The sequence below is a fragment of the Paracidovorax anthurii genome (assembly GCF_003269065.1).
Lineage (GTDB): Bacteria > Pseudomonadota > Gammaproteobacteria > Burkholderiales > Burkholderiaceae_C > Paracidovorax > Paracidovorax anthurii.
In genome coordinates this window covers 48,108-71,502 of record NZ_QLTA01000017.1, presented here as the reverse complement: position 1 = coordinate 71,502, position 23,395 = coordinate 48,108, and the positions used below count along the sequence as shown (strand labels likewise).

At 71.4% G+C, this 23,395-nt stretch carries 24 protein-coding genes; 10 read left to right on the top strand and 14 right to left on the bottom strand.

Annotation, left to right across the window (positions count from 1 at the left end; all coding sequences use genetic code 11):
- Window positions 1–24: 24 nt before the first annotated feature.
- The 3 genes from AX018_RS10755 to AX018_RS10745 form a co-directional block, all read right to left on the bottom strand.
- Window positions 25–882 carry a MinD/ParA family protein gene (locus AX018_RS10755; protein WP_111877281.1) on the bottom strand — a complete coding sequence of 286 codons (858 nt, stop codon included), beginning with the start codon at window positions 880–882 and terminating at the stop codon, window positions 25–27.
- A gap of 10 nt (window positions 883–892) precedes the next feature.
- Window positions 893–1,636, bottom strand: coding sequence for a GGDEF domain-containing protein (locus AX018_RS10750; RefSeq protein WP_415842218.1), 744 nt, complete (start codon window positions 1,634–1,636; stop codon window positions 893–895).
- A gap of 83 nt (window positions 1,637–1,719) precedes the next feature.
- Window positions 1,720–3,444 (bottom strand): SulP family inorganic anion transporter, encoded by a 1,725-nt coding sequence (locus AX018_RS10745; RefSeq protein ID WP_111877279.1) that lies wholly within the window; start codon window positions 3,442–3,444, stop codon window positions 1,720–1,722.
- Window positions 3,445–3,603: 159 nt separating this feature from the next.
- Here AX018_RS10745 and AX018_RS10740 point away from each other — a divergent pair, with 159 nt between their 5' ends.
- The 3 genes from AX018_RS10740 (at window position 3,604) to AX018_RS10730 (ending at window position 5,752) form a co-directional block, all read left to right on the top strand.
- The gene (locus tag AX018_RS10740) at window positions 3,604–4,074 is read left to right on the top strand and encodes a BON domain-containing protein (RefSeq protein ID WP_111877278.1); all 471 of its coding nucleotides are present in this window, start codon (window positions 3,604–3,606) and stop codon (window positions 4,072–4,074) included.
- A 69-nt stretch (window positions 4,075–4,143) separates the two neighbouring features.
- Window positions 4,144–5,391, top strand: a complete 1,248-nt coding sequence (locus tag AX018_RS10735) for a PLP-dependent transferase (protein WP_111877277.1) — start codon at window positions 4,144–4,146, stop codon at window positions 5,389–5,391.
- A gap of 160 nt (window positions 5,392–5,551) precedes the next feature.
- Window positions 5,552–5,752, top strand: a complete 201-nt coding sequence (locus tag AX018_RS10730) for a hypothetical protein (protein WP_111877276.1) — start codon at window positions 5,552–5,554, stop codon at window positions 5,750–5,752.
- 70 nt (window positions 5,753–5,822) lie between these two features.
- Here the strand turns inward: AX018_RS10730 and AX018_RS10725 are convergent, their stop codons facing one another.
- On the bottom strand, window positions 5,823–6,485 hold the full coding sequence (locus tag AX018_RS10725; protein WP_170146229.1) for an arylesterase: 663 nt from the start codon (window positions 6,483–6,485) through the stop codon (window positions 5,823–5,825).
- A gap of 25 nt (window positions 6,486–6,510) precedes the next feature.
- On the opposite strand from AX018_RS10725, the gene AX018_RS10720 reads away from it, so the two are divergent.
- The gene (locus AX018_RS10720) at window positions 6,511–7,221 is read left to right on the top strand and encodes an ABC transporter ATP-binding protein (protein ID WP_111877274.1); all 711 of its coding nucleotides are present in this window, start codon (window positions 6,511–6,513) and stop codon (window positions 7,219–7,221) included.
- Between the two features lie 128 nt (window positions 7,222–7,349).
- A complete protein-coding gene (gene rlmB, locus AX018_RS10715; RefSeq protein ID WP_111877273.1) occupies window positions 7,350–8,102 on the top strand; it encodes a 23S rRNA (guanosine(2251)-2'-O)-methyltransferase RlmB in 753 nt (250 codons plus the stop codon).
- 115 nt (window positions 8,103–8,217) lie between these two features.
- Here the strand turns inward: rlmB and AX018_RS10710 are convergent, their stop codons facing one another.
- Window positions 8,218–9,183: an aldo/keto reductase gene (locus tag AX018_RS10710; RefSeq protein WP_111877272.1), complete on the bottom strand. Its 966-nt coding sequence runs from the start codon at window positions 9,181–9,183 to the stop codon at window positions 8,218–8,220.
- Between the two features lie 554 nt (window positions 9,184–9,737).
- Here AX018_RS10710 and AX018_RS10705 point away from each other — a divergent pair.
- On the top strand, window positions 9,738–10,754 hold the full coding sequence (locus AX018_RS10705; RefSeq protein ID WP_111877271.1) for a hypothetical protein: 1,017 nt from the start codon (window positions 9,738–9,740) through the stop codon (window positions 10,752–10,754).
- A 47-nt stretch (window positions 10,755–10,801) separates the two neighbouring features.
- Here the strand turns inward: AX018_RS10705 and AX018_RS10700 are convergent, their stop codons facing one another.
- The 7 genes from AX018_RS10700 to AX018_RS10665 form a co-directional block, all read right to left on the bottom strand.
- Window positions 10,802–11,386: a chromate transporter gene (locus AX018_RS10700; RefSeq protein WP_111877270.1), complete on the bottom strand. Its 585-nt coding sequence runs from the start codon at window positions 11,384–11,386 to the stop codon at window positions 10,802–10,804.
- Window positions 11,383–11,961, bottom strand: a complete 579-nt coding sequence (locus AX018_RS10695) for a chromate transporter (protein ID WP_111877269.1) — start codon at window positions 11,959–11,961, stop codon at window positions 11,383–11,385. The genes AX018_RS10700 and AX018_RS10695 overlap by 4 nt, the downstream gene beginning before the upstream one ends.
- Window positions 11,962–12,552: 591 nt before the next feature.
- On the bottom strand, window positions 12,553–13,038 hold the full coding sequence (locus tag AX018_RS10685; RefSeq protein ID WP_245951509.1) for an STY0301 family protein: 486 nt from the start codon (window positions 13,036–13,038) through the stop codon (window positions 12,553–12,555).
- Between the two features lie 2 nt (window positions 13,039–13,040).
- Complete coding sequence (locus AX018_RS10680; protein WP_170146228.1) at window positions 13,041–13,421, bottom strand: BPSL0067 family protein; 381 nt, start codon at window positions 13,419–13,421, stop codon at window positions 13,041–13,043.
- A gap of 159 nt (window positions 13,422–13,580) precedes the next feature.
- On the bottom strand, window positions 13,581–14,918 hold the full coding sequence (locus AX018_RS10675; protein WP_111877268.1) for a type II toxin-antitoxin system HipA family toxin: 1,338 nt from the start codon (window positions 14,916–14,918) through the stop codon (window positions 13,581–13,583).
- A gap of 31 nt (window positions 14,919–14,949) precedes the next feature.
- Window positions 14,950–15,261, bottom strand: a complete 312-nt coding sequence (locus AX018_RS10670) for a helix-turn-helix transcriptional regulator (protein WP_111877267.1) — start codon at window positions 15,259–15,261, stop codon at window positions 14,950–14,952.
- 66 nt (window positions 15,262–15,327) lie between these two features.
- Window positions 15,328–16,290, bottom strand: coding sequence for a LysR substrate-binding domain-containing protein (locus AX018_RS10665; protein WP_111877266.1), 963 nt, complete (start codon window positions 16,288–16,290; stop codon window positions 15,328–15,330).
- Between the two features lie 91 nt (window positions 16,291–16,381).
- Between AX018_RS10665 and dsdA the strand changes: the two genes are divergently transcribed.
- From dsdA to AX018_RS10645, 4 genes are all read left to right on the top strand, one after another.
- Complete coding sequence (gene dsdA, locus AX018_RS10660; RefSeq protein WP_111877265.1) at window positions 16,382–17,752, top strand: D-serine ammonia-lyase; 1,371 nt, start codon at window positions 16,382–16,384, stop codon at window positions 17,750–17,752.
- Window positions 17,753–17,809: 57 nt separating this feature from the next.
- The gene (locus tag AX018_RS10655) at window positions 17,810–18,793 is read left to right on the top strand and encodes a Bug family tripartite tricarboxylate transporter substrate binding protein (protein WP_111877264.1); all 984 of its coding nucleotides are present in this window, start codon (window positions 17,810–17,812) and stop codon (window positions 18,791–18,793) included.
- A 79-nt stretch (window positions 18,794–18,872) separates the two neighbouring features.
- Window positions 18,873–20,435 carry an amidase gene (locus tag AX018_RS10650; RefSeq protein WP_111877263.1) on the top strand — a complete coding sequence of 521 codons (1,563 nt, stop codon included), beginning with the start codon at window positions 18,873–18,875 and terminating at the stop codon, window positions 20,433–20,435.
- A 20-nt stretch (window positions 20,436–20,455) separates the two neighbouring features.
- The gene (locus tag AX018_RS10645) at window positions 20,456–21,598 is read left to right on the top strand and encodes an NAD(P)/FAD-dependent oxidoreductase (protein ID WP_111877262.1); all 1,143 of its coding nucleotides are present in this window, start codon (window positions 20,456–20,458) and stop codon (window positions 21,596–21,598) included.
- A gap of 48 nt (window positions 21,599–21,646) precedes the next feature.
- On the opposite strand, the gene AX018_RS10640 is transcribed toward AX018_RS10645, so the two are convergent.
- Together AX018_RS10640 and AX018_RS10635 are read right to left on the bottom strand one after the other, a co-directional pair.
- Window positions 21,647–21,850 (bottom strand): YjfB family protein, encoded by a 204-nt coding sequence (locus AX018_RS10640; protein WP_111877261.1) that lies wholly within the window; start codon window positions 21,848–21,850, stop codon window positions 21,647–21,649.
- An 89-nt stretch (window positions 21,851–21,939) separates the two neighbouring features.
- Window positions 21,940–23,352 carry a dihydrolipoyl dehydrogenase gene (locus AX018_RS10635; protein WP_111877260.1) on the bottom strand — a complete coding sequence of 471 codons (1,413 nt, stop codon included), beginning with the start codon at window positions 23,350–23,352 and terminating at the stop codon, window positions 21,940–21,942.
- Window positions 23,353–23,395: the final 43 nt, after the last annotated feature.

The following is a 23,395-nucleotide window of genomic DNA, read 5'->3' as shown; positions in this document are numbered from 1 at the left end:
CCCCTGCGCGCCACGCGCCGGCCGTCAGGCCGTGGGCGTGAGCAGCGTGGAGTCGATCTTGTTGGCCAGCTGGGCGATGGCCAGCGCCGCGGGGCAGCCGGGCATCTGCATCAGCAGCAGCTGGCGCCGCATGACGGCATCGCGCACCGATGTGTCGGCGGGGATGTCGCCCATGTGCAGCAGGCGCATCGGGCGGCCCGACTCGGTGCTGACGAAGCGGTCCAGCACCTGCTGCAGCTGGCTCGTGATGGCGCGGCCGTCGCCCGGGCGGGCGGCCTGGTTGACCACCATGCGCACGTACTGGCGCTTCTGCTGGGTGGCCAGCACCTTGATGGCCGCGTAGGCGTCGGTGAGCGAGGTGGGCTCGGGCGTGGCCACGATGAGCACCTCGGACGCGAGCGAGACCGAGAACAGCACCACGTCGGAGATGCCCGCGCCGGTGTCGAGCAGCACCACGTCGAAGCGCGGTGCGAGCGTCTGCATCACGTTGAGGAACTCGCTGCGCACCTCGGGCGTGAGCCGTGAATACTCGACCATGCCCGAGCCGGCCAGGACGACGGAGAAGCCGCCGGGCGCGTCGATCACGGCGTCTTCCAGGTCGGCCTTGCCGGTGAACACGTCGTGCAGCGTGACCTTGGGGTGCAGGTTGAGCACCACGTCGAGGTTGGCGAGGCCCAGGTCGGCGTCGAGCACCAGCACGCGGTGCCCGCGGCGGGTGAGTGCGGCCGCCAGGTTGGCGGATACGAAGGTCTTGCCCACGCCGCCCTTGCCACTGGTGATGGCGATGATGCGGGCGCCCGCCGGCGCGGAGGCGGAGGGCCGGCCCGTGGCCGCTGCGGCGGGGGTCGGCGGGGTGGAGCGGGGTGACAGCGCGTCGGTCATCTCTGTGCTTTCAATAGGCGCTGCCTGTGGAATCCAAGGGCGGGGGAAGGTCGCCCCAACCCGAAGGAGTGTACAGCGGACCGAAAAGCAAACTCTTCTCTTCGGCACTCACGGTGCTGTCGGGCTGGTCCTCGATGCTGACGCGGTTGCGCCCTGCCATCTTGGCCTTGTAGAGCTGGCTGTCCGCGCGCTCGGTCCACAGCAGCGTGGTGCTGCGGATCCACTGGAGCGCGAAGGCGCCGCCGATGCTGACCGTGACGTTCAGCTCGACCGCGGGCGAGATGCGGATCGGCGTGCGTTCCACCGCGCGGCGGATGCGTTCCGCCACCACGCGGCCGAAGCCGGCCTGGCAGGCCGGCAGCACCACCGCGAATTCTTCTCCTCCGTAGCGCGAGAGGGTGTCCATGGGCCGGACGCAGCCGTTCAACGTGCGCGCGACCGACTGCAGCACGATGTCGCCGGCCAGATGGCCGTGGGTGTCGTTGACGCGCTTGAAGTTGTCGATGTCGAGCATCAGCAGCAGCGCCGCTTCGCCCGCGCGTGTCACGCGGTCGATCTCGCGCTCCAGCACCGTGCGGAAATGCCGGCGGTTGGCGAGGCCGGTGAGCGGGTCTTTCAGCGACAGCTCGCACAAGCCGTCGATCAGGCCCTGCAGGTAGTGCAGGGGCGTGTCGTTCGGTATGGCCGCTTCCGAGCCCAGCGCCTGGGCAACCAGTGCATGCGCTGTCGTCAGGCGCAGGTCGCGCAGGTTCACGGAGGGTGGGGTCGCAGATTCAGACACAAAATGCAACAAACAGTGTTCACGAAGTGTATCAGCGACCATGCTTCCATAGGTAGCTACAGGGGTAACCGTTGCAACGCCACCAGGGCTTCCGCGTCGGTGCGGTAGAGCACCAGGCCGGGGCCGCTGCCCAGCAGGCCGGCGCGCCGCAGCACCTGTTCCACCGGCAGTTTCATGCCGCTCACGTGCAGCGTGCCGCCCCGGGCCTCGGCGAGCGCGCGCAGCCGGCCGAAGCACTCCACGCCGGTCACGTCGATGCGGTTGACCGGCAGGGCGAACAGGCACACGTGGCGCGTGCCGGGGTGCGAGGCCAGGTGCTCGGAGATGTGCCGCTCCAGCGCCGCGGCCGAGGCGAAGTCCAGCTCGGCATCCATGCGCACCGCGAAGAGCGCCGGCGCCAGCGGGGGCAGCAGCCACAGGTGGCGGTCGCGCAGGCTGCCGTCCGGATGCTGGCCCACCTCGATGATGCGCGGGTGCAGCCGCTGGTACAGGAAGTGGCAGAGGTTCATCGTCAGCCCGGCCAGCACGCCCCAGTACATGCGGGGCGACGTCGCGATCGTGAGGAAGAACGTGGTGCCGCCGATGACCGCCTCCACCCGCGAGATGCGCCAGAGCCGCAGCAGCACCGCCGGCTTGACGAGGCTGGTCACGGCGGCCACCACCACGGCCGCGAGCACCGACTGCGGCACGTGGTAGAGCGCGGGCGTGAGCCACAGCAGCACCGCGAGCACCAGCGCCAGCGAGAACAGGGTGGCCCAGCCGCTGCGGGCCCCGGCATAGAGGTTGATCGCGGAGCGGGAGAACGATGCGCTCGTGGCGAAACTGCCACACAGGCCGGAACTCATCTTCGCCATGCCGTGGGCGATCAGGTCCTGGTTCTCGTTCCAGCGCGTGCCGCCGTGCTGGTGCTCGACCTTGGCGGAGGAGGCCGTCTCCAGGAAGCTCACCAGCGTCACCACCAGCACGGGCATGACGAGCTGGCCGAGTGCCTCCCAGCCCGGCCAGTCGGGCCAGTAGGGGGCGGGCAGGCCCGAGGGCAGGTGGCCCACCACCGCGCCGTCGTGGTCGGCGTAGCCCAGCGCCCAGCTGGCCAGCGCGGCCAGCGCCACCACGATGATGGCGGACGGGAAACCCGGGCGCCAGCGCCGCGCGAGCACCAGCAGGCCCAGGCTGCCCAGCCCGAAGGCGGCCGCCGTGCCGTCGAAGTGGTGGATGGAGGGCGAGGCCGCCAGGGCGTGCCAGGTGGTGCGCAGCCCCAGCAGGGCCGGCAACTGCGAGGCGAGGATCAGCAGCGCGGCGCCCTGCGTGAAGCCGTTGAGCACGGGCGAGGTGACGAGGTTGAGCAGCCACCCGAAGCGTGCCACGCCCAGCACCATCTGCACCAGCCCCGAGAGCAGCGCCATCCAGGCGGCGAGCGCCACCCACTGCGCGCTGCCCGGCTCCGCCATGCCCGTGAGCGAGGCGCCGATGAGCAGGCTGGTGAGGGCCGTGGGCCCCACGCCCAGGCGCGTGGAGGAGCTCCAGAGCACCGCGACGAGCGCGGGCACGAGCGAGGCGTAGATGCCCGTGACCAGGGGCATTCCGGCCAGGGCCGCGTAGGCCACCCCTTGCGGCACCAGCATCAGGCCCACGGTCATGCCGGCCCAGAACTCGCCGCGCAGCAGCGCCGCATCCGGCCGGGGCCAGGCGAGGAAGGGCAGCCACCGATGGAGGGCCGGCCGCGAGGATGGTGTGCCTGGCGGCGGGGCCGCGGGAGCGGGGTTGGGGGAGGGAGCGGGCATGGAGCCGCGATTGTCTCCCGAGGCGGCGCGCGCGCCCGCTGCGCCGCGGGGCTGCTCGGCCGTCCTACGCAAGCTTCGGCCTTGTCCGACCGGAGAGGGACGGGGCTCACGCCTAAAGTGGCCCCACACCGTCCCCCGGACGCCCCGAAGGAGACCCGCATGACGCACGAAGCCCGTTCCATCGCCCGCGCCACGCCGCGCGCGCTTGCCATCCTGTCGGCCACCGCGCTGGCATTCGGCCTGGCCGCCTGCAACCGCGCCGAGGACCAGACCGTGGGGCAGAAGATCGACTCCACCATCGAGCGCACCGGGCAGATGGCGTCCGATGCGCAGCGCCGCATGGAGGCCGCGGCCACCGAGGCCAGCCAGGCGTCCCGCCAGGCCGCCGCGCGCGCGGCCGAGGTCATGGACGACGCGGGCATCTCCGCCAAGGTGACCGCGGGGCTGGCGCAGGACACCGAGCTGAGCGCGATCAAGATCGACGTGGACACCCGCAACGGCATCGTGACGCTGATGGGGCCCGTGAGGAACGAAGTCGCGCGCGAGCGGGCCACCCGCATCGCGCAGGGCGTGAAGGGCGTGAACTCGGTCGTCAACCAGCTGGTCATCGCCCCCGGCGCCACGGGCTGACGGGCACGCGGGGCGGCCTCTCCCCGGCTTCTCCCGCGACCCGCCCCCTCGCGGCGATACCATCGCCGCATGACCTTTTCCTCCGCCTCCGACGCCACGCCGGGCACCGACCCCGCCACCCGCATCATCCACCACGCCTACGTGCCGCCGGAGGGCTTCGCCGCGCCCCAGCCCGCCGTCCACAAGGCCTCCACCGTCATCTTCCCCAACGTCGCGGCGATGCGCTCGCGCGAGTGGAAGGACAAGACCAGCTACACCTACGGCCTGCACGGCACGCCCACCAGCTACCTGCTGGAAGAGCGCCTGTGCGAGCTGGAGGGCGGCCTGCAGTGCGTGCTCGTGCCCAGCGGCCTCGCAGCCATCGCCAACGTGGCGCTGGCGCTGCTGCGCGCGGGCGACGAGGTGCTGATCCCCGACAACGCCTACGGCCCCAACAAGGCCCTGGCCGAGGTGGAACTGGCCCACTACGGCATCCGCCACGCGTACTACGACCCCACCGACCCCGCCGACCTGGCGGCCCGGATCACCGGCGCCACGCGGCTGGTGTGGCTGGAGGCTCCGGGCTCCGTCACGCTGGAGTTCCCCGATCTGGTGGAGCAGGTGCGCATCTGCCGCGCCCGGGGCGTGGCCACGGCGCTGGACAACACCTGGGGCGCGGGCATCGCCTTCAAGCCCTTCGATCTGCTCGGCGACGGGCAACTGGGCGTGGACGTGTCGGTGCACGCCCTCACCAAGTACCCCAGCGGCGGCGGCGACGTGCTCATGGGCAGCGCCATCACGCGCGATCCGGGGCTGCACCTGCGCATCAAGCTCACGCACATGCGGCTGGGCCTGGGCGTGGCCGCGAACGACGTGGAGGCCGTGCTGCGCTCGCTGCCGAGCGTGGGCCTGCGCTACCAGGCGCACGACGCCGTGGCGCGTTCCCTGGCGCGCTGGATGGCGCAGCAGCCCGCCGTGGTCCAGGTGCTGCACCCGGCCCTGGCCGGCGCCCCCGGCCATGCCCACTGGGCGGCCTTGTGCGCCCGGGAGGGCGGCGAGGGCGCGGCCGCCGGGCTGTTCAGCGTGGTGATCGACCCCCGCCACCGGCAGGAGCGCGTGGATGCGTTCTGCGACGGGCTGCGGCTGTTCAAGATCGGCTACAGCTGGGGCGGGCCGATGAGCCTGGTCGTGCCCTACGAGCTGCGCACCATGCGGGTGCGGCCCACGCCGCACCTGCGCGAGGGGATCGTGGTGCGCTTTTCCATCGGCCTGGAGGGCGAGGGCGACCTGCGCGCCGACCTGGCCCAGGCGCTGGCCGCCGCGTTTCCGGCCGCCTGACAACCCCCATAACAGCGCTGGCAATGGGGTTGATGCCCGTGGGCTTCCGGGGCGGGAAGCGGCCGGGGGCGCCAGCGTGCCGATCTCCTGGGCGGCGGATGCGTGCGCAGGAGGGCGTACTGTTACATTGACTACTCACACAGCAGCAAGGAACCTTATCTTGGCAACACCCAACTACGGATACGAAAAACGCCAGCGCGAACTCGCCAAGAAGAAGAAAAAGGACGAGAAAGCCCAGGCACGTGCGCAACGCAAGAGCGGAGAAGGCGCCCCGGACTCGGCGCAGGACGAAGACGCGGGCGGGCAGCCCGGCGCCGGGGCCCCGGGTGCAGCCGGCGAAGCAGGGAACGGCGCCGACTGAATTCCCCGGCTGGGGCGGCCCCGTCAGGGCCGGCGCGGCGATCGCGCGGGCCCCGCGCGCGGCCTGTGCGTCAGCGCAAGAGCTTGCGCAGCTCCGGCCAGACGTTGGCCAGCATGATCGGGTGCGCCTCGGCGCGCGGATGGATGCGGTCGGGCTGGAACATCGCGGCCGCATCGGGGCCGTCGGCCACGCCCTTGAGCAGGAACGGCACCAGCGCCGACTGCGTGTCCCGGGCCACCGACGCGAACAGGCCCTCGAAGCGCCGGGTGTAGTCGGTGCCATAGTTGGGCGGCACCTGCATGCCCACGATCAGCACCTTGGCACCCGCCTTGCGCGCGGCCTGGGCCATGGCCTGCAGGTTGGCCTCGGTGCCCTGCAGCGGCAGGCCGCGCAGCGCGTCGTTGCCGCCCAGCTCCAGGATGACGTGGGTGGGGCGGTGCTGGGCCAGCAGGCCCGGCAGGCGCGAGCGGCCGCCGGCGGTGGTGTCGCCGCTCACGCTGGCGTTCACCACGGTGGCCGCGATCTTCTCGGCGGCCAGCTTCTTCTCCAGCAGCGCCACCCAGCCGGTGCCGCGCGCCAGGCCGTATTCGGCGCTCAGCGAATCGCCCACCACGAGGATCACCGGCTTGCCGCCGCCCGCGCCGGCGGGCTGCGCTCCCGCTGCGGGGGCATAAATCCCCAGGGCTGCGGCTCCGGCGGCCGCCACGATAAAGTCACGCCGGGATCCATTCATTCGAACCACTCTCTGAGCCCCTTTCATGTCGGAAACCTTGCCGGAAACATCGCCCCAGACCGCCGCTCCCATCATCGCCGTGGAACACGTGCACAAATCGGTGACGGACTCGACCGGCACGCTCGACATTCTGCGGGATATCGATTTCCGGCTGGCCCCGAGGGACACCGCCGCCATCGTCGGCGCGTCGGGCTCGGGCAAGAGCACGCTGCTGTCCATCATCGCGGGGCTGGACACGCCCACGCGCGGCACGGTGCGGCTGGCGGGCGAGGACCTGTTCGCGCTCGACGAGGACGACCGCGCCGCCCTGCGCGCGCGGCGCATGGGCTTCGTGTTCCAGAGCTTCCAGCTCATGGGCAACCTCACGGCGCTGGAGAACGTGATGCTGCCGCTGGAGCTGGCGCAGCGCCGCGATGCGCGCCAACTGGCCACCGAGATGCTGGGCCGCGTGGGCCTGGGCCAGCGCCTCGCGCACTATCCCAAGGTGCTCTCGGGCGGCGAGCAGCAGCGCGTGGCGCTGGCGCGCGCCTTCGTCGTGCAGCCCGACGTGCTGCTGGCCGACGAGCCCACGGGCAGCCTGGACTTCGCCACCGGCGAGACCATCATGCGCCTGATGTTCGACCTCAACCGCGAGCTGGGCACCACGCTGGTGCTGGTCACCCACGACCGGGGCATCGCCGCGCAGTGCGACCGCCGCATCACCATCGACGCCGGCCGGATCGCGCACGACGGTTGAGGGGCCCTGGGGCGGTGCCGGGCAGGGGTGGAAGGGTTTCGGGCTCCATGTCGCCGTATTCATTGATTATTGTGCTATTGAAAGAATAGCAATCGGGTGCATGCCCCCAGGCGCGGATAATCGCCCGCATGTCCTCCAGCCCCAAAGTGCTTTTCGGCTTCCACGCCGTCGGCGTGCGCCTGAAGACCGCGCCGAAATCCATCATCGAGATCTACTACGAGGCCACGCGGCGCGATGCGCGCATGCGGCAGTTCCTCGACCGCGCCCGGGAGGCCGGCGCGCGCCTCATCGAGGCCGATGCGCCGCGCATCGCCAAGCTCGCGGGCAGCCACGGCCACCAGGGCGTGGCCGCGCGCGTGGAGGCCGTGGCCCAGATCCATTCGCTCGACGAATTGCTCGAACAGCTTGAGGCCGACGGGGTCGAGAAGCCGCTGCTGCTGGTGCTCGACGGCGTGACCGATCCGCACAACCTCGGCGCCTGCCTGCGCGTGGCCGACGGCGCGGGCGCGCACGCGGTGATCGCGCCCAAGGACCACGCCGTGGGCATCAACGCCACCGTGGCCAAGGTGGCGAGCGGCGCGGCCGAGACCATGCCGTACTTCATGGTGACCAACCTCGCGCGCACGCTGGGCGAGCTCAAGGAGCGCAACATCTGGTGCATCGGCACCAGCGACGACGCGCCGCGCACGCTCTACGAGGTGGACCTGAAGGGGCCCGTGGCGCTGGTGCTGGGCGCCGAGGGCGCGGGCATGCGCCAGCTCACGCGCAAGACCTGCGACGAGCTGGTCTCCATCCCCATGAGGGGCGCGGTCGAGAGCCTGAACGTGTCGGTGGCCAGCGGCGTGTGCCTCTACGAAGCCCTGCGCCAGCGCGGGGGCTGAGCCTGGACGGCGCGGCGTTGGCCACCGTGCGCGCGTGGGTGGCCGGGGCGCCGCGCATCCTGGTGCCGGCCGGGACGGCGGCGCGGGCGCTCCCTCTTGTGCTGGGCTGAGGCCATCAGGTCGCCGGTGTCTCCTCGCTCGCCTGGCTCAGCGTCTCCAGCGCATCGGCATCCAGCTGCAGGTGCGCGGCACCGGTCAGCTCGCGCAGTTGCTCCAGCGAGGTGGCGCTGGCGATGGGCGCGGTGATGCCGGGCTGCGCCATCTGCCACGCGATCGCCACCTGGGCGGGCGTGGCCTCGTAGCGCTCGGCCACCGTGTCGAGTTCGGCCAGGATGCGCAGCCCGCGCGGGTGGAGGTAGGTCTGTACGGTCCTGGCGCCGCGCGGGCTCTTGGACGCGTCGGCTTCGCTGCGGTACTTGCCCGTGAGGAAGCCCGCCGCCAGCGCGTAGAAGTTGATGACGCCCACGCCGTGCTCCAGGCACAGCGGCTGCAGCTCGGCCTCGAACACGGCGCGGTCGCAGAGGTTGTAGAGCGGCTGCAGCGATTCGTAGCGCGGCAGGCCCAGGCGCGCGCTCACCGCGAGTGCCTCGGCCAGGCGCGCCGCCGTGTTGTTGGAGGCGCCGATGGCCCGCACCTTGCCCTCGCGGATCAGGTCGGCGTAGGCGCCCAGCGTGTCCTCCAGCGGGGTGGTGGCTTCGTCGTCGTGCGACTGGTAGAGGTCGATCACGTCGGTGCGCAGGCGGCGCAGCGAATCCTCGACCGCGCGGCGGAGGTAGGCGGGCTTCAGGCCCGCCTTGCCATCGCCCATGTCCTTGCCCACCTTGGTGGCCAGCACGATGCGGTCGCGCCGGCCGCTGCGCTGCAGCCACCGGCCGATCAGGGTCTCGGATTCGCCGCCGGCGTGCCCGGGCACCCAGCGCGAATAGACGTCCGCCGTGTCGATGAAGTTGAAGCCCGCGTCCACCCAGGCATCGAGCAGGGAGAACGCGGTGGGCTCATCCACCGTCCAGCCGAACACGTTGCCACCGAAGCACAGCGGCGACACCAGCAGGCCCGAGCGGCCGAGGGGGCGCGATTGCATGGAAAGTCTCCTTGAATGGACGCGGGGCAAAGGGCAGCCGGGCCAGGGCAGGGGGCGTGCGCGAAGCGGAGCATGGGCGCGGCGGCCCATGACCGATTGTTGCGGCGCTCCGGGGCTTTCCCGCCGACACAGTTGTTAGAACGTGTTCACGATCTCCCAGGGGTCGCGCAGTGGCGTGTGCGGGCGGGATGCAAGGCGCGGTGCGCCGCCCATAGCCCGGCTATGGGCCAGCGCCGCAACGCCGCAGACCGCCCGCACACGCCACTGCCCTTCGGGTTGGAGCGAAATCGGGCGATTGGACGCCTCCGATGCTTGCATGGGCATGAGCCCATGCGGCGCATCCGAGGCGTCCACTCATCCCGATTGCGCTCCAACGCGACCCCTGCGAGATCGTGAACACGTTCTAAGAGCCGGTTCAATGTCTTTCCGCCACCGCCCGCGCAGTGCCTGCGGATGCGCACCGATCGCTTCGCATCGGGCGGGTGCCGCGGGGCGCGGATGGGATGGAATTCGCCAGAGGCCTCCTGCCGCCTCCGACAGCTTCCGGAAGCACCATGACGTTCATTGCCCGAATCGCGCCCGCAGCATTCAACCACACGACGCCGGTGACCCATGCCGTCGGCAATTCGTCTTCGGCCCAGGTGTTCCAGGACGATGCTTCCCAGGCCGCCTTGCTGGGCCGGCCGCCGAAATTGAGCCAGCACGAGATGGCGGCTCACGGTGTACGGCTTCGCAAGCTGGGCGTGCTGCCCCCATCGAAAAACCGCAGGCAACCCGTGCTGCAGGAGTGGCTGCCGGCACAGAACAGCCCCACCAAGGCAGGGACGGCCGCGAGCCGGTTTCAGCAGCAATGGCAGGCGAAAGTGCTCGCATCGCCGGGCAGCGTATTGGCCACCCGCGAACAATTGGGATTCGGGCCCGAGGACATCGCCATGATCGACATCGGCGGCGAAGGGCAGAAAACCGGCACCGGGTTCTCCGGCACGTTGAAGACGGGCAACGCCCATGCGATCAACCTGAATGCCCAGACCGAAATTTCCTCGGTTCCGCTGGACATCACGCTCGCGCCCGGCGAACCCGCCATCCCCATCCTCTCCGGCCACATACCGAACCTGATCAGGCCCGCGCAAGACTGGCCCTCGCGCGCCGATCCACCGATCACCTTTCCCTTCGCCGACGGGTTCTCGAACCTCACCCTGATGGAGGGGTCTCCCCTGTACGACCACAGCGTGGCGGAAATGCACCGCATCACGGACCCCGATGGATGGATCGTGCTCATGGTGCACCCGACCTTCGAAGACAACGTCGCCGAACTGGCGGCGCTCCATGGCGATGGGAAACAGTGGGTTTATGCACCCGAGGACAGCGAAGCCGGATTCCCCACGTACGTCCTCCCGCCGCGAGGATTGACGGCCGAACAAAAGCAGGAATACGCGAGCCGCCTGGACGGCATCACGGCCCATGAGCTGTTCGATGTGGTCAAGAGCATCCAGGCGGAACGGCGCTTGGAGGCCGCCGGTGCCGCCACGGCAGGTGGCGCCGGCAAGGCCCCGCACCATACCGAGCTTTGAACCCCGCCACGCCGGCGGCTGCGCGAACGCAGTGGCCGCGTGCCCGTTCAAACCCAGCCGAGCGCGCCCAGCAGCGCGCCCGCGCCCAGCAGCCACAGCAGGTGGATGCGCGTGCGCCAGACGACGAGCATGCAGACGGCCGAGACGGCCCATAGCCGCCAGCTCTGCGCAAAGCCGCCATGCGCGCTGCCCAGCACGAAGGCCGTGGCCAGCAGCAGCCCGACCACCACCGGCGCCATGCCCTGCTTGAAGGCGCGCACGCCCCGGCGGTGCCGGTTGCGGTGGCCCCAGCGGGTGGCCAGCCAGGTGAGCAGGCTGCTGGGCAGCATCGCGGCCACGAGGGTCAGCGCCATGCCCAGCAGGCCGGTGGCCCAGCCGCCGGCGTTCATGCCCACGTTCCAGCCCAGCAGGCCGATGAAGAGCACGTTGGGCCCGGGCGCGGCCTGGGCGATGGCGATGGAGGCGTTGAACTGCGGATCGGTGAGCCAGCCCTGGCGGCCCACGAGGAAGCGGTGCATGTCCGGCGCGGTGGCGATGGCGCCGCCCACCGACAGCAGCGAGATCGACAGGTAGTACGCGAACAGGTGCAGCCAGTCGGCGGGCTGCAGCGCGATGTCGAGCGCCGCCGTCATGCCGGCAGCTTCCGCCACGTGAGCGCGCAGGCCGCGCCGCCCACCACCAGCAGCACCGCCGCGAGCGGCCAGCGCAGCAGCGCCATGGCCCCGAAGGTGAGGCCCGCCAGCAGCGCGCTGCCCCAGAATCCCAGCGGGTGCGCGCGCAGCGCCACCGCCATGCGCAGCGCCACGCCGGCCACCAGCCCGGCGGCCACCGCGCCCATGCCGCGCAGCGCGCCGGCCACGGCCGGGTGCACCGAGAAGCGGGCATACACCAGCGCCAGCCCCAGCACCAGCAGCAGCGGCAACAGCAGCATGCCGGCCAGGGCCGAGAGTGCGCCACGCCAGCCGAAATGGCGGTCGCCGATCATCACCGCGAGGTTCACCACGTTCGGCCCGGGCAGGATCTGCGCGACGGCCCAGTCCTCGATGAACTCCTCGTTGGTGAGCCAGCCCTTCCGGTCCACCATCTCGCGCTGCACCACGGCCAGCACGCCCCCGAAGCCCTGCAGGGCCAGCCAGGTGAAGGACCAGAACAGGTCGGCGCAGTCCCGGGGGCGGGGGCGCGGGGCGGAGGGCGGTGTGGCAGGCATGGAAACGGTGTGGAGAGCGCAATGGAAAGAAAAACCGCCGCATGTCGTCGCAAATGCTGCATACATTGCTCCTGAAAACATAGCGGCATGGGCCAGGCCAGGGCCGGGCATGGGGCTGCCGCGCATCGTACCGGTCGGCAACGCTCCCGGGGACGTTCCTGCGCGGCCCTTGGCGAAAAGGCCCTTGCCCTCCAGGGTGGCGTGGAATCGGGCGATGGGACGCCCCGGCGGTCGCCATGGGCACCAGCCCATGCGGCGCATCCGCGGCATCCCTTCATCCCGATCGGCGTGGGCCTGGGCCGCAAGGCCGGGCCGCGCTTCCTGCGGGCGGGCGACGTGGTGCGGCTGGGCGCCACGGGTCTGGGCGCGCCGCGGCTGGAGTGCGTGCAAGGGCTGATCCCTGCCCCGAGCGCCGCCCGCGCGGCCGCAGGCAGGCCTGGAGGGCCTGGGCAGGCGCTGGTTTCGCCACCGGATCGGTTTTCAGGATGAAAGCCGATCCATGTCGCTGTATTTTCTGGAGAGTTTGCTATCTTTTTCGAAGCAATCGAGCGGCGAACCATCCTGGTCGGATTTCGCGCCGTCCTCCGCGGCTCACGGGGTGCCGTACTGGCAGCTCCACCGTTTCAGCACGGGGGTCGAGAAACGGGGGTCGTATTCCACGGTGCAGGCGGTGACGTTCTGAGCGAGCGCGCGCGCGGCGATGGCCGTCGTGCCGCCGTATTCGCAGGCCACCCAGTAGGGCTCGTCCCGGCGTTCGAGCACCCAGGTGGCGCTGGGGGTCTTGCCTTTGGCCCGCTCCCGGGTGGGGGCGAGTTGCGCCTTCTGCTCGGGCGGCCCCGCGAAGAAGGCCAGGCCCACCAGGGGATGGGCTTTCCGGCTCCCGCTCGACTGCCAGCCATCGGTGGCCGGCTCCGCGATCTGCTGCACTTGCAGTTGCGCGGGGCATTCCAGGGCGGGCCCGGCCCCCACTGAAGCCAGGGAGGCCTGGGCGGACAGTGCCATGCCCAGGGCGGCTGCGGCGAGCACGCCTGGCCGATGGAGGGAGCGCGCACGGGGGGGAAGGAGGGGCAGGGGCATGGTCACTCCACGACGGAAAAGGCGTCGCCGTTGTTGCTGGGATCGACCCAGTTCCCGTTCTTGCCCTTGCCGAGGAACGGCAGCTTGCGCGACTGGATCTTGCCGCTCTTGGACCACTGGTCGATCACGAAGATGCCGCTGGCGTCCTGCCCCACGTACAGCGCCGCGTGGTTGCCGGAGGCCTGGTTGGGATAGCGGCCATTGACGAAGGTGGCGATGGCGGTTCCCTCGCGCAGCAGCGTGTTGCCCTTGACGGCGGCGCCTTCCTTCCAGAGCGACGAGGGTGGGGCCTTGGCATACATCTTGACGAGGGCAACGCATTGCTTGTTGCCTACCGTGGGCAGGTCTTCCAGGGTCTTGGGCTTGTCGTAGACGTAGGGCATGGGCGGGGAGACGGGGGGAGAGGGGAGAGAGGGGCGGTGCCGAGTGGCACCGGGTGCATGGGCTGGCCCGGAATCGGGGCGGTCGCGATTCTAGGAAGGGCGCCGGAGCGCAGTTGTATCTTTCTGTGCCGGCCTTCGCGAGAGGGCCGGCCGGGCGCCTCAATGCCCGGCGGCCAGTGCCACGCCGCCCCGCAGGCGTTCCAGCACGCTCGTGCGCACCGGGGCCGGCGCGGCCTCCAGGAGCGCCGGCCACCCGGCCTGCGCCTCGGCCACCCGTTCCTTGAGCAGCGCCACGTGCCGCGGCACGCGCAGCAGGCCGGCCGAGGCCAGCAGCGCGCGCAGGTCGTCCCAGGTGAAGGCCCTCTGGGTGCGGTCGATGGCGCGGTTCACCGCGTACTGGTGCTCGGGCAGGCCGTCGAAGAAGGCCGCTACGCACACCGGGTCGTAGAGCGGCGCGAGCCGGGGCGTGCGGCCGTCGGGGTAGAGCAGGGCCCAGTTCTTGAGGTGGGCGTCGGTGTTGCCCATGAGGATGAAGGCCACCATGCGGGCCAGGAACTCGCGCGTGTCTCGCACGGGATCGGCGCTCAGGCGGTCGAGCACGCGCAGCATGGTGGCCCAGTCGTGTGCGATGCCGCGGCCGTACTTCTGGCGCGGCGCGTAGCCGAGCGCCTGGTTGAACTCCTCCATGTGGATGCGCCCGCCGCCGGGCAGGTGGTCGAAGCGCTGCACGGCCAGGATCTCGTCGAAAGGCACGTGCCCGGGCAGGTCGGCCTCGGCGCGGGTGATCACGCGGGCCTCGGCGCAGTGCAGCCCGAGGGCGGCGCACAGGCGGTAGCCCGTGGCCTCGTTGGCGACGAGATCGGGGTGCGTGCTGGTGGGCAGCTTCAGGATCACGCTGCCGGCGCGGCCCTTGCGGTGCACCGTGTAGCGCCGGCCGTCCTGCACCGCGCTGAACTTGGTCACCACGCCGGGCAGGGAGGCGGCGTCCTCCACGGGGTATTCGACGAAGCCGGGCTCCAGCACGTCCAGGCCCTGGGTGGTGTGCCAGTGGCGCACCACGTCGGGCACGCCCTCGTGTGGCGGCATGGGCTCGACCTCCAGTGCGCCCATGAGGTCGTGGCCGGCGGCGGCCAGCAGCTCGAACTCGTCGTCGGGGCCGCAGCCGCGCTCGCGGGCCAGGCGCTCGCGGTTGTGGCCTTCGGGCAGCAGGTTCTGGAAATACGCCGGCCAGCGGCCATCGGTGCGCACGAGGCGTGCATCGCGCGCCGACTGCAGGATCTGGCGCGTGGCCGCCTCGCTCTCGCCCTGGTAGCTCAGCGACAGCAGGGGCCGCTGCGGATCGGCGATGTAGTCGGCATCGAACGACATGCGCAGGATGTCCCCGTACTGCGACAGGTAGCCGATGCCCCGGCGCGGCCCCGGCGCGCCGCCGGGCTGCGCGGGCAGGTGCATGTAGAGCCGCAGGTAGCGGATGGCGGTGGAGGCGGGGGTGGGCATCGCGGGCTCCGTCGCGTCCGGTGGCGGCCGCTCAGGCGGGGTCGCGGCCCAGCCCGTCCACGATGGAGGGCGGGGCGTCCGCGCCGGCGGGCTGCGCCAGGAACCGGCCGCCGGACTGGACGAAGGCGTCGAGTTCGGCGCGCAGGGCGGCCGGGACGGCGATCACCTCCAGCCCCAGCACGCGGGCCATTTCCGCCAGGGTGGAAAAGCGCGGGTCGAGGTCGCCGCCCTCGGTGCGCTGCACGGTCATGCGGGAGAGGCCGGCGCGCTCGGCCAGCTCGGCCTGGGTCATGCCCCGGGCCTTGCGCGCGGTAGCCAGGGTGTGGATCAAGGGCGTGGTCATGATGATATTTATACTCTTCTTCTTAAAAAAGAGTATTGATTGATGCTTTTTGTCCTGCGGGCTGGATTATGCAGGCAGTGGCGCGGGCAGCACGGCATTGCGCTGCTCCCGGAAACGCCGGCCTTCCTCCAGCAGCCAGTCGCGCACCTGCTGCATGGCCGGGCCCGGCCGGGGGGCGGTGACGAACGAGTACGCAGCGCGGGAGAGCACGCTGTGGTCGAAGAGCGGCACGAGCCGGCCGGCGGCCACGTCCTCCAGCACCAGCGCCGCGCGGCCCATGGCGATGCCCTGGCCGGCGGCGGCGGCGCTGACCGCCAACTGAGAGAGGTTGAACTGCTGGCCCGCGCTCCAGGCCGGCGGCGGAACCCGCAGTGCGCCGAACCAGTGCTGCCATTCCTCGAAGGTGTCGGCGCCTTCCCAGGCGCTGCCGTCGTGCAGCAGCCATTCGGCCCGCAGCCCGGCGGGCTCCCGCAGGTCCGGATGGGCCGCGAGGAAGCCGGGGCTGGCCACGGGGATCAGCCACTCGTCGAGGAAGGGGGTGGCGTCCAGGTCGGTGTAGCCGCCGGGGTCGAAGCGCACGGCGGCCTCGATGCCGTCGCGCACCATGCGGGTGCGGTCCAGGCGGTGGAATTCGCCGAACACCCGCAGGCCGATGTCGGGGTGCTGGCGGAAGAAGCCCCCCAGCCGGGGCGTGAGCCACTGCATGGCGAACGAGGGCGAGCAGCTCAGCGTCGCCGCGGACCGGGCATCGGCCGACAGGCGCATCTGCGCCAACGTGCTCTCGATGGCATCGAAGCTCTCGCGCAGCACCACCGAGAGCCATTTGCCCTCGGGCGTGGGCACCAGGGTGCGGGGCGTGCGCAGAAAGAGCGGGCGGCCGAGCCATTGTTCGAGCTGCTTGACCTGCTGGCTCACCGCGCCCTGGGTGATGCACAGCTCGGCCGCCGCCCGCGTGAAGCTGCCCTGGCGGGCCGCCGCATCAAAACAGCGCAGCCAGGCCAGCACGGAATTGGAGAGTCGTGAATCCATTATTGAAACTAATGCTGGCGTCAATATAAATGCGTTGTGCGGTGGACGGGGGCGCGGCAAGAATGCAGCCAAAGACCCTGCACCCCACGCTATGTCAGACACCCTGCAGCTCCCTCTCATCGATCTGCCCCGCGAGGAATCTCCGCTGGACACCGCCCTGCGCCGGGCCGAGCCCTGCCTGTGGTTCAACCCGCAGCGCCGGGCCGAGGTGCCGCCGGCGATGGAGGCGGAGGGCCGCACCATTACCATTAGTCTGGATGATACGCACGGGGCCGCGGCGCGTTTCAGCCGCTTCGCGGGGCTGCTGGCCCACCTGTTTCCGGAACTGCGGGGCACGGGCGGCACCATCGAGTCACCCATCCTGACGGGCGAGGCCATGGCGGGGGCGCTGGGGTTGCCGCCGGGGCGGGGCCGGCTCTGGATCAAGGCGGACCACGGCCTGCCGGTGGCGGGTTCCATCAAGGCGCGGGGCGGCATCCACGAGGTGCTGGAGTTCGCCGAGGCGCTGGCCCTGCGCGAGGGGCTGGTGGTCCCCGGGGGCGATTACCGCGTGCTGGCCAAGCCCGCGGCCCGCGCGGTGTTCGGCCGCTACCAGGTGGCCGTGGGCTCCACGGGCAACCTGGGCCTGAGCATCGGCGTGGCGGCGTCGGCCCTGGGCTTCCGGGCGGTCGTGCACATGTCCGCCGACGCCAAGGGATGGAAAAAAGAGCGCCTGCGCCGCCGGGGCGTGGAGGTGGTCGAGCACGCGGGCGACTACGAGCGTGCCGTGGCGGCCGGCCGGCAGCAGGCGGCGGCGGACCCGTTCTGCCATTTCGTGGACGACGAGCGCTCCCTCTCGCTGCTGCTGGGCTACAGCGCCGCGGCGCTGCGCCTGCAGGAGCAGTTCGCGCAGCAGCGCATCGCCGTGGACGCGGAGCACCCGCTCTTCGTGTACCTGCCCTGCGGCGTGGGCGGCGCGCCGGCGGGCATTGCCTTCGGCCTGCGGCAGTTGCTGGGGCCGCACGTGCATTGTTTCTTCGCGGAGCCCGTGCAGTCGCCGTGCTTCCTGGTGCAGATGCGGGCCCCCGAGGGCACGCACCCCTCCGTCTATGAGCATGGCCTCACCAACCGCACCGAGGCGGACGGGCTGGCCGTGCCGCGCGCCTCGCTGCTGGCCGCGCGGCTCATGAAGCCGCTGCTGTCGGGGGTGTTCACCGTGCACGACGACACGCTCTTCGAGCACCTCGTGCGCATGCTCGATGCCACGGGCGAGCGCATCGAGCCCTCGGCCGCGGCGGGCTTCGGCGGCCCGGCCCTGCTCACCGGCACGGACGCGGGCCGCGCCTGGCTGCGCGCCCACGGGCTGGAGCGCCATCTGGCCCGGTCCACCCATCTGGTGTGGACCACCGGCGGGCTGTTCGTGCCCGATGCCGAGCATGCCCGTTTCGAGCAGCGTGGCCGTACGATGCTCGCCAGCGGGTGACCGCGCGTTTTCCACCACCGACCCTTTGACCCTTTCGCCACTCCCGGAGAGATCGCCATGAACCGCGCCAAGAGGATGATGTTGTCCGCCATTGCCTGCAGCCTGGGAGCCGCCGCGCTCGCCCCGGCGTTCGCGGAGGATGTCTACCCCAGCAAACCCATCACGCTGGTGATCCCGTTCCCTCCGGGTGGCGCCACCGACGTGCTGGGCCGTCTCATCGGCAAGAAGCTGGGCGACAAGCTCGGCCAGAGCGTGGTCATCGACAACCGCGCCGGCGCGGGCACCGTGATCGGCGCCACCTACGTCGCCAAGGCCCCGCCGGACGGCTACACGCTGCTCATGAGCTCGGGCACGACCTTCACCGTCAACCCGGCCGTGCGCCCCAAGCTGCCCTACGACCCGGTCAAGAGCTTCGAGCCCATCGGCATCACCGGCCGCACGGGGCTGATCCTGCTGGCCAACAAGGACGCGCCGGCCAAGGACGTGAAGCAGTTCGTCTCGCTCGTGAAGGCGGAGCCGAACAAGTACTCCTACGGCTCCTTCGGCGCCGGCACCACGTCGCAGTTCGCCGGCGAGGCGTTCTTCAATGCGGCGGGCCTGAAGATCCAGCACGTGCCCTACAAGGGCAGCGCGCCAGCCATGGTGGACCTGATGGGCGGGCAGATCCCGTTCACGGTCGATACCGTGTCGGCCGCGCTGCCGCAGCTGCGCGACGGAAAGATCAAGGCCATCGCCGTCACCACGGCCAAGCGCTCGGCCCTGCTGCCCAACGTGCCCACGCTGGCCGAGAGCGGCTATCCCGGCATGGACATGGACACCTGGCTCGCGGTGGTCGCCCCCGCCGGCCTGCCGCCGGGCGTGAAGTCGCGGCTGGAGCTCACCCTGGCCCAGGTGGTGGCCGACCCGGAAACCCGCGACAAGCTGCTGGCCAACGGCTTCGAGCCCGCGTATGGTTCCTCCAAGGCCCTGGCCGCGCTGATCGACAAGGAATTGCCGCTCATGCGCGCCGTGGCCCAGCGCGCCTCCATCACGGCGGACTGACCGCCGTGGCCGGGCGCCGTGCGCGCCCGGCCTCCTGCCTTCCCATTCCGAGACAACGCCGCCCCGCACGGCGCCCGCCATGACCTCTGCCGCCACCTCCTCGCTGGTCGAGTTGACCGCCCCCGAACTGCGCCGCCGCATCGGCGCCCGCCAGATATCGCCCGTCGAACTGCTGGAGGCATGCATCGCCCGCATCGAGGCGGTGAACCCGTACGTGAACGCCATCACCGCCACCTGCTACGACCGCGCGCGCGCCGAGGCGCGCACGGCCGAGCAGGCCGTGCTGCGTGGCGACGCCCTGGGCCTGCTGCACGGCCTGCCGCTGGGCGTGAAGGACCTGGAGGCCACGGCGGGCCTGCTCACCACCTACGGCTCGCAGATCTACCGCGAGCACATCCCCGCCGAGGACAACGTGCTCGTGGCGCGCCTGCGCCGGGCCGGCGCCATCGTCACGGGCAAGACCAACATCCCCGAGATGGGCGCGGGGGCCAATTCGCGCAATACCGTCTGGGGTGCCACCGGCAACCCTTTCGATCCGCGCCTGAACGCGGGCGGCTCCTCGGGCGGATCGGCGGCGGCGCTGGCCTGCGACATGCTGCCCGTGTGCACCGGCTCCGACACGGGCGGCTCGCTGCGCATTCCCGCCGCCAAGTGCGGCGTGGTGGGCTTCCGGCCCTCGCCGGGCGTGGTGCCCAGCTCGCGCAAGCTGCTGGGCTGGACGCCCATCTCCGTCGTGGGCCCCATGGGGCGCACCGTGGAAGAGGCCTGCCTGCAGCTCGCGGCCACGGCGGGCATGTCGGCCGGCGACCCTCTCAGCTACCCGCTGGACCCCGGCGCCTTCCTGGCGCTGCCCGAGGTGGACCTGTCCCGGCTGCGCGTGGGCTACACCGAGGACTTCGGCGCCTGCGCCGTGGACGAGGGCATCCGTGCCGTCTTCCGCCAGAAGATCGCCGCCATGCGCCACCTGTTCCAGAGCTGCGATGCCCTTTCGCTGGACCTGGGCGACGTGCACCGCTGCTTCGACGTGCTGCGCGCCGAGGCCTTCGTGGCCGGCACCCGCGAGGCCTACGAGCGCGACCCCGCCAGCCTGGGGCCCAACACCCGCGCCAACTACGAGATGGGCGCGACCATGACGCTGCTCGACAGCGCCTGGGCGCAGGCCGAGCAGACGCGCATCCTCGCGCGCTTCCAGCGGGCCTTCGAAGAGTTCGACGTGATCCTCGCGCCGACCACGCCGGTATCGCCGTTCCCCTGGACCGATCTGTACGCCAGCCACATCAACGGCGAGCCCCAGGCCAACTACTACCGCTGGCTGGCGCTGACCTACGTGACCACGCTCACCACGCACCCCGCGCTCAGCCTGCCCTGCGGCCGCGACGGCTGCGGCATGCCCTTCGGCCTGCAGGTGGTGGGGCGCTTCCGGGACGACCTCGGCACCCTGGCCGTCGGCCGCGCCATGGAGCAGGCCTTCGCGGGCATCGACGGGCTGCGGCGGCCGCGTCCCGCGCTGGACCGGCTCGCCCCCGTGGAGCCGGCGCTGGACTCCATCGTCACCACGGCGCCCGACCCGTGCGACGCGAAGGGCCTGCCGCGTGCCGACGGCTCCGCCCGCCACGGCTCGGCCCAGGCATCGGCCGTCTGACGGAAGAAAGGGCACAGGGCATGGGCGATTCCGTGGACTTTCTCGTCATCGGCGCCGGCATCGCGGGCGCCTCCATCGGCTGGCAGCTCGCGCATGCGGCGTCCGGCCCGGGCGTGCTGGTGCTGGAGCGCGAGTCGCAGCCGGGCTACCACACCACCGGCCGCTCCGCCGCGCTCTACATGGAGACCTACGGCACGCCCAACATCCAGGCGCTGACGCGCGCCAGCCGGGCGTTCTACGAGCAGCCGCCCGCCGGCTTCTGCGGCGACGAGCCGCTGCTCTCGCCGCGCGGCGTGGTGTACGTGGCCGGGCCCGACCAGCTGGATCTGCTGGAGGAGGCCTACGCGCAGGCCCTGGCGCACTCTCCGAACGTGGAGAAGGTGTCCCGCGAACGGCTGCTGGAGTGGCTGCCCTGCCTGCGCCCCGAGGCCGTGGCCTGCGGCATGAGCGAGCCGGGGGCCGCCGACATCGACGTCCATGCGCTCCACCAGGGCTACCTGCGGGGCATGCGCCAGCGCGGCGGCCAGCTGCGCACGGAGGCCGGGGTGAGCTCCATCGCACGGGAGGCGGGGGGCTGGCGCGTCGGCCTCGCCTCGGGCGAGGTGCTGCACGCCGGCGCCATCGTCAATGCCGCGGGCGCCTGGGCCGATGCGGTGGCCGCCATGGCCGGCGTGCCCGCCATCGGCCTGGAGCCCCGGCGGCGCACCGCCTTCACCTTCCCCGTGCCGCCCGGCATGGATGCGGCGCGCTGGCCGGCGGTGGTGGGGATCGATGAAAGCTTCTACTTCAAGCCCGATGCCGGGCAACTGCTGGGCTCGCCGGCCAACGCCGACCCCACGCATCCGCACGACGTGGTGCCGGAGGAGCTGGACGTGGCCACGGGCATCTGGAACATCGAGCAGATGACCACCTTCCAGATCCGGCGGCCCTCGCACACCTGGGCGGGGCTGCGGTCCTTCGTGGCGGATGGCGACATGGTCATCGGCTGGGACAACCACGTCGAGGGCTTTTTCTGGCTCGCGGGACAGGGCGGCTATGGCATCCAGAGCGCCGCCGGCGCCTCGCTGCTGGCGCGGGGGCTGCTGCTGCGCGAGCCGCCCGATGCTGCCCTGGAGCGGCAGGGCGTGGACGTGGCGGGGCTGTCGCCGGCGCGCATCCGCTAGGCGGCGCAGGACGGGGGGCGGCGGGAGGGCCCGCCGCCGGTCAGGCGGTCAGGCGAAGGTATTGACCTGGGTGCCCAGGCTGCCCGAGGTGGCGAGCTGGGGCTGGGGCAGCGCCTCCAGCAGTTGGGCGGCCGATGTTTTCTGGATGTCGATCGCCTTCTTGAGCACGGTGATGTTCACGGCGTCCGAGGTCTTCTGGCTGGCCAGGGCCGTTGCGGTGTTGACGACGGACTGGGAGAGGCTGACATCCATGGGGGGCTCCTGGTGTGGCCTCCGCGCGGCAGGCCGATGGCAAAAGTACCTGCTCTATCGGCACGCCGGCGGAGAGCTTGAGGACTATTTCAGTCCAGGGCGCTCGCCCCGTAGGCGCTGCATGCGGAAAGGTCGGAGTCGCTGGTGCGCGGCAGCTGCGCGGCGGCGTCCCGCAGCGCGGTCCGCAGGCCTTCCTCCAGCACCGGGTGGTAGAAGGGCATGCGCAGCAGGTCCTGCACGGTCAGTTCGCGATCGACGGCCAGGGCCAGCAGGTGGGCCATGTGCTCGCCCGAGGGCGCGCACAGCTCGGCGCCCAGCAGCCGGCCGGTGTCGCGCCCGGCATATACGTGCAGCCGCCCGTGGTCGCACTGCGCCACGCGGGCGCGGCCCTGGCGTGCGAAGTCCACGTGGCCGGTCACCACCTCCTGGTCTTTCAGCGCCGCATGGCGGTGGCCGATCACGGCGGCATTCGGCTGGCTGAAGACGATGGAGAGGCGCGTGCGCCTCTGGAACCCGCGCGGCTTGCGCGCCAGCGCGTTCAGTCCGGCGATGTGGCCTTCGTCCGCGGCCTCGTGCAGCAACGGGCGGTCGCCATCGGCATCACCCGCCACGAAGACAGGCAGGTCGCCCACCTGCAGCGAGCGCGGGTCGATCGGCGGCAGGCCTGTGTCGTCCAGATCCACGCCCAGGGTGTCGAGCCCCAGATGCTCCATGTTCGGCTGGCGGCCCATGGCGGCCAGCACCTGGTCCACCACGACGGTGGCGGTGCCGTTGTCGACCTCGATGCCACCGGCCACTTCGCGCAGTTCGACGTCGCCGCCGACGTGGACCGTGAATTCGCCTTCGAGCCGTTCCCGCAAGGCGGCGTTGACCTCCGGATCGGTCAGGCCGGCAACGGTCTCCCGCGTGCCGAATGCCGTGACCTCAATCCCGAGCCGCGAGAGCGCCTGGGCCATCTCCACGCCCAGCGGCCCCAGGCCGACCACGGCCATGCGGGGGCCGAGCGTGGGCTGCTCGAACAGCGTGTCGGTGGTGAGGATGCGGTCGTCGAAGGCCAGCCAGGGCTCCGGGACCCGGGGGCGGGAGCCCGTGGCGATGATGATGCTGCGCGCGCGGTGCACCTTTCCGCCCACGTCCACACGGTGCGCGTCCAGCAGGCGCCCGCGGCCCGAGATGGCGCGCGCATCCCCGTCGGTCGATTTCAGCGTGCCGGCCACGAATTCGTCGCGCAGCTTCCGCACGCGCGCCAGCACGGCGGGAAGCTCGGCGGTGAGCTGGTCGCCACCGTGGATGCCGAAGGCCTGGAGCTTGTGCCGGGCATGGAAGGCGTTGGCCGCCTCGATGAGCATCTTGGAGGGCATGCAGCCCACGCGGGCGCAGGTGGTGCCCCAGGGGCCGTCGTTGACGAGCAGGTAGCGGTCGGTGCGCTTGCGCACTTCGCGCAGCGCCGCCAGGCCCGCGGACCCGCCCCCGATGATGACGACATCGAGCGATTCGCCCATGGCACCTCCCTTCGTTGCATGAAAGCCCCGAGTGTCGTGGGCG

Bases quoted from the DNA above. Each gene is read 5' to 3' on its own strand.
- AX018_RS10755 (WP_111877281.1), bottom strand. From the start codon at position 882: ATGACCGACGCGCTGTCACCCCGCTCCACCCCGCCGACCCCCGCCGCA.
- AX018_RS10745 (WP_111877279.1), bottom strand. From the start codon at position 3,444: ATGCCCGCTCCCTCCCCCAACCCCGCTCCCGCGGCCCCGCCGCCAGGC.
- AX018_RS10740 (WP_111877278.1), top strand. From the start codon at position 3,604: ATGACGCACGAAGCCCGTTCCATCGCCCGCGCCACGCCGCGCGCGCTT.
- AX018_RS10735 (WP_111877277.1), top strand. From the start codon at position 4,144: ATGACCTTTTCCTCCGCCTCCGACGCCACGCCGGGCACCGACCCCGCC.
- AX018_RS10725 (WP_170146229.1), bottom strand. From the start codon at position 6,485: ATGAATGGATCCCGGCGTGACTTTATCGTGGCGGCCGCCGGAGCCGCA.
- AX018_RS10720 (WP_111877274.1), top strand. From the start codon at position 6,511: ATGTCGGAAACCTTGCCGGAAACATCGCCCCAGACCGCCGCTCCCATC.
- rlmB (WP_111877273.1), top strand. From the start codon at position 7,350: ATGTCCTCCAGCCCCAAAGTGCTTTTCGGCTTCCACGCCGTCGGCGTG.
- AX018_RS10710 (WP_111877272.1), bottom strand. From the start codon at position 9,183: ATGCAATCGCGCCCCCTCGGCCGCTCGGGCCTGCTGGTGTCGCCGCTG.
- AX018_RS10705 (WP_111877271.1), top strand. From the start codon at position 9,738: ATGACGTTCATTGCCCGAATCGCGCCCGCAGCATTCAACCACACGACG.
- AX018_RS10700 (WP_111877270.1), bottom strand. From the start codon at position 11,386: ATGACGGCGGCGCTCGACATCGCGCTGCAGCCCGCCGACTGGCTGCAC.
- AX018_RS10695 (WP_111877269.1), bottom strand. From the start codon at position 11,961: ATGCCTGCCACACCGCCCTCCGCCCCGCGCCCCCGCCCCCGGGACTGC.
- AX018_RS10685 (WP_245951509.1), bottom strand. From the start codon at position 13,038: ATGCCCCTGCCCCTCCTTCCCCCCCGTGCGCGCTCCCTCCATCGGCCA.
- AX018_RS10680 (WP_170146228.1), bottom strand. From the start codon at position 13,421: ATGCCCTACGTCTACGACAAGCCCAAGACCCTGGAAGACCTGCCCACG.
- AX018_RS10675 (WP_111877268.1), bottom strand. From the start codon at position 14,918: ATGCCCACCCCCGCCTCCACCGCCATCCGCTACCTGCGGCTCTACATG.
- AX018_RS10670 (WP_111877267.1), bottom strand. From the start codon at position 15,261: ATGACCACGCCCTTGATCCACACCCTGGCTACCGCGCGCAAGGCCCGG.
- AX018_RS10665 (WP_111877266.1), bottom strand. From the start codon at position 16,290: ATGGATTCACGACTCTCCAATTCCGTGCTGGCCTGGCTGCGCTGTTTT.
- dsdA (WP_111877265.1), top strand. From the start codon at position 16,382: ATGTCAGACACCCTGCAGCTCCCTCTCATCGATCTGCCCCGCGAGGAA.
- AX018_RS10655 (WP_111877264.1), top strand. From the start codon at position 17,810: ATGAACCGCGCCAAGAGGATGATGTTGTCCGCCATTGCCTGCAGCCTG.
- AX018_RS10650 (WP_111877263.1), top strand. From the start codon at position 18,873: ATGACCTCTGCCGCCACCTCCTCGCTGGTCGAGTTGACCGCCCCCGAA.
- AX018_RS10645 (WP_111877262.1), top strand. From the start codon at position 20,456: ATGGGCGATTCCGTGGACTTTCTCGTCATCGGCGCCGGCATCGCGGGC.
- AX018_RS10640 (WP_111877261.1), bottom strand. From the start codon at position 21,850: ATGGATGTCAGCCTCTCCCAGTCCGTCGTCAACACCGCAACGGCCCTG.
- AX018_RS10635 (WP_111877260.1), bottom strand. From the start codon at position 23,352: ATGGGCGAATCGCTCGATGTCGTCATCATCGGGGGCGGGTCCGCGGGC.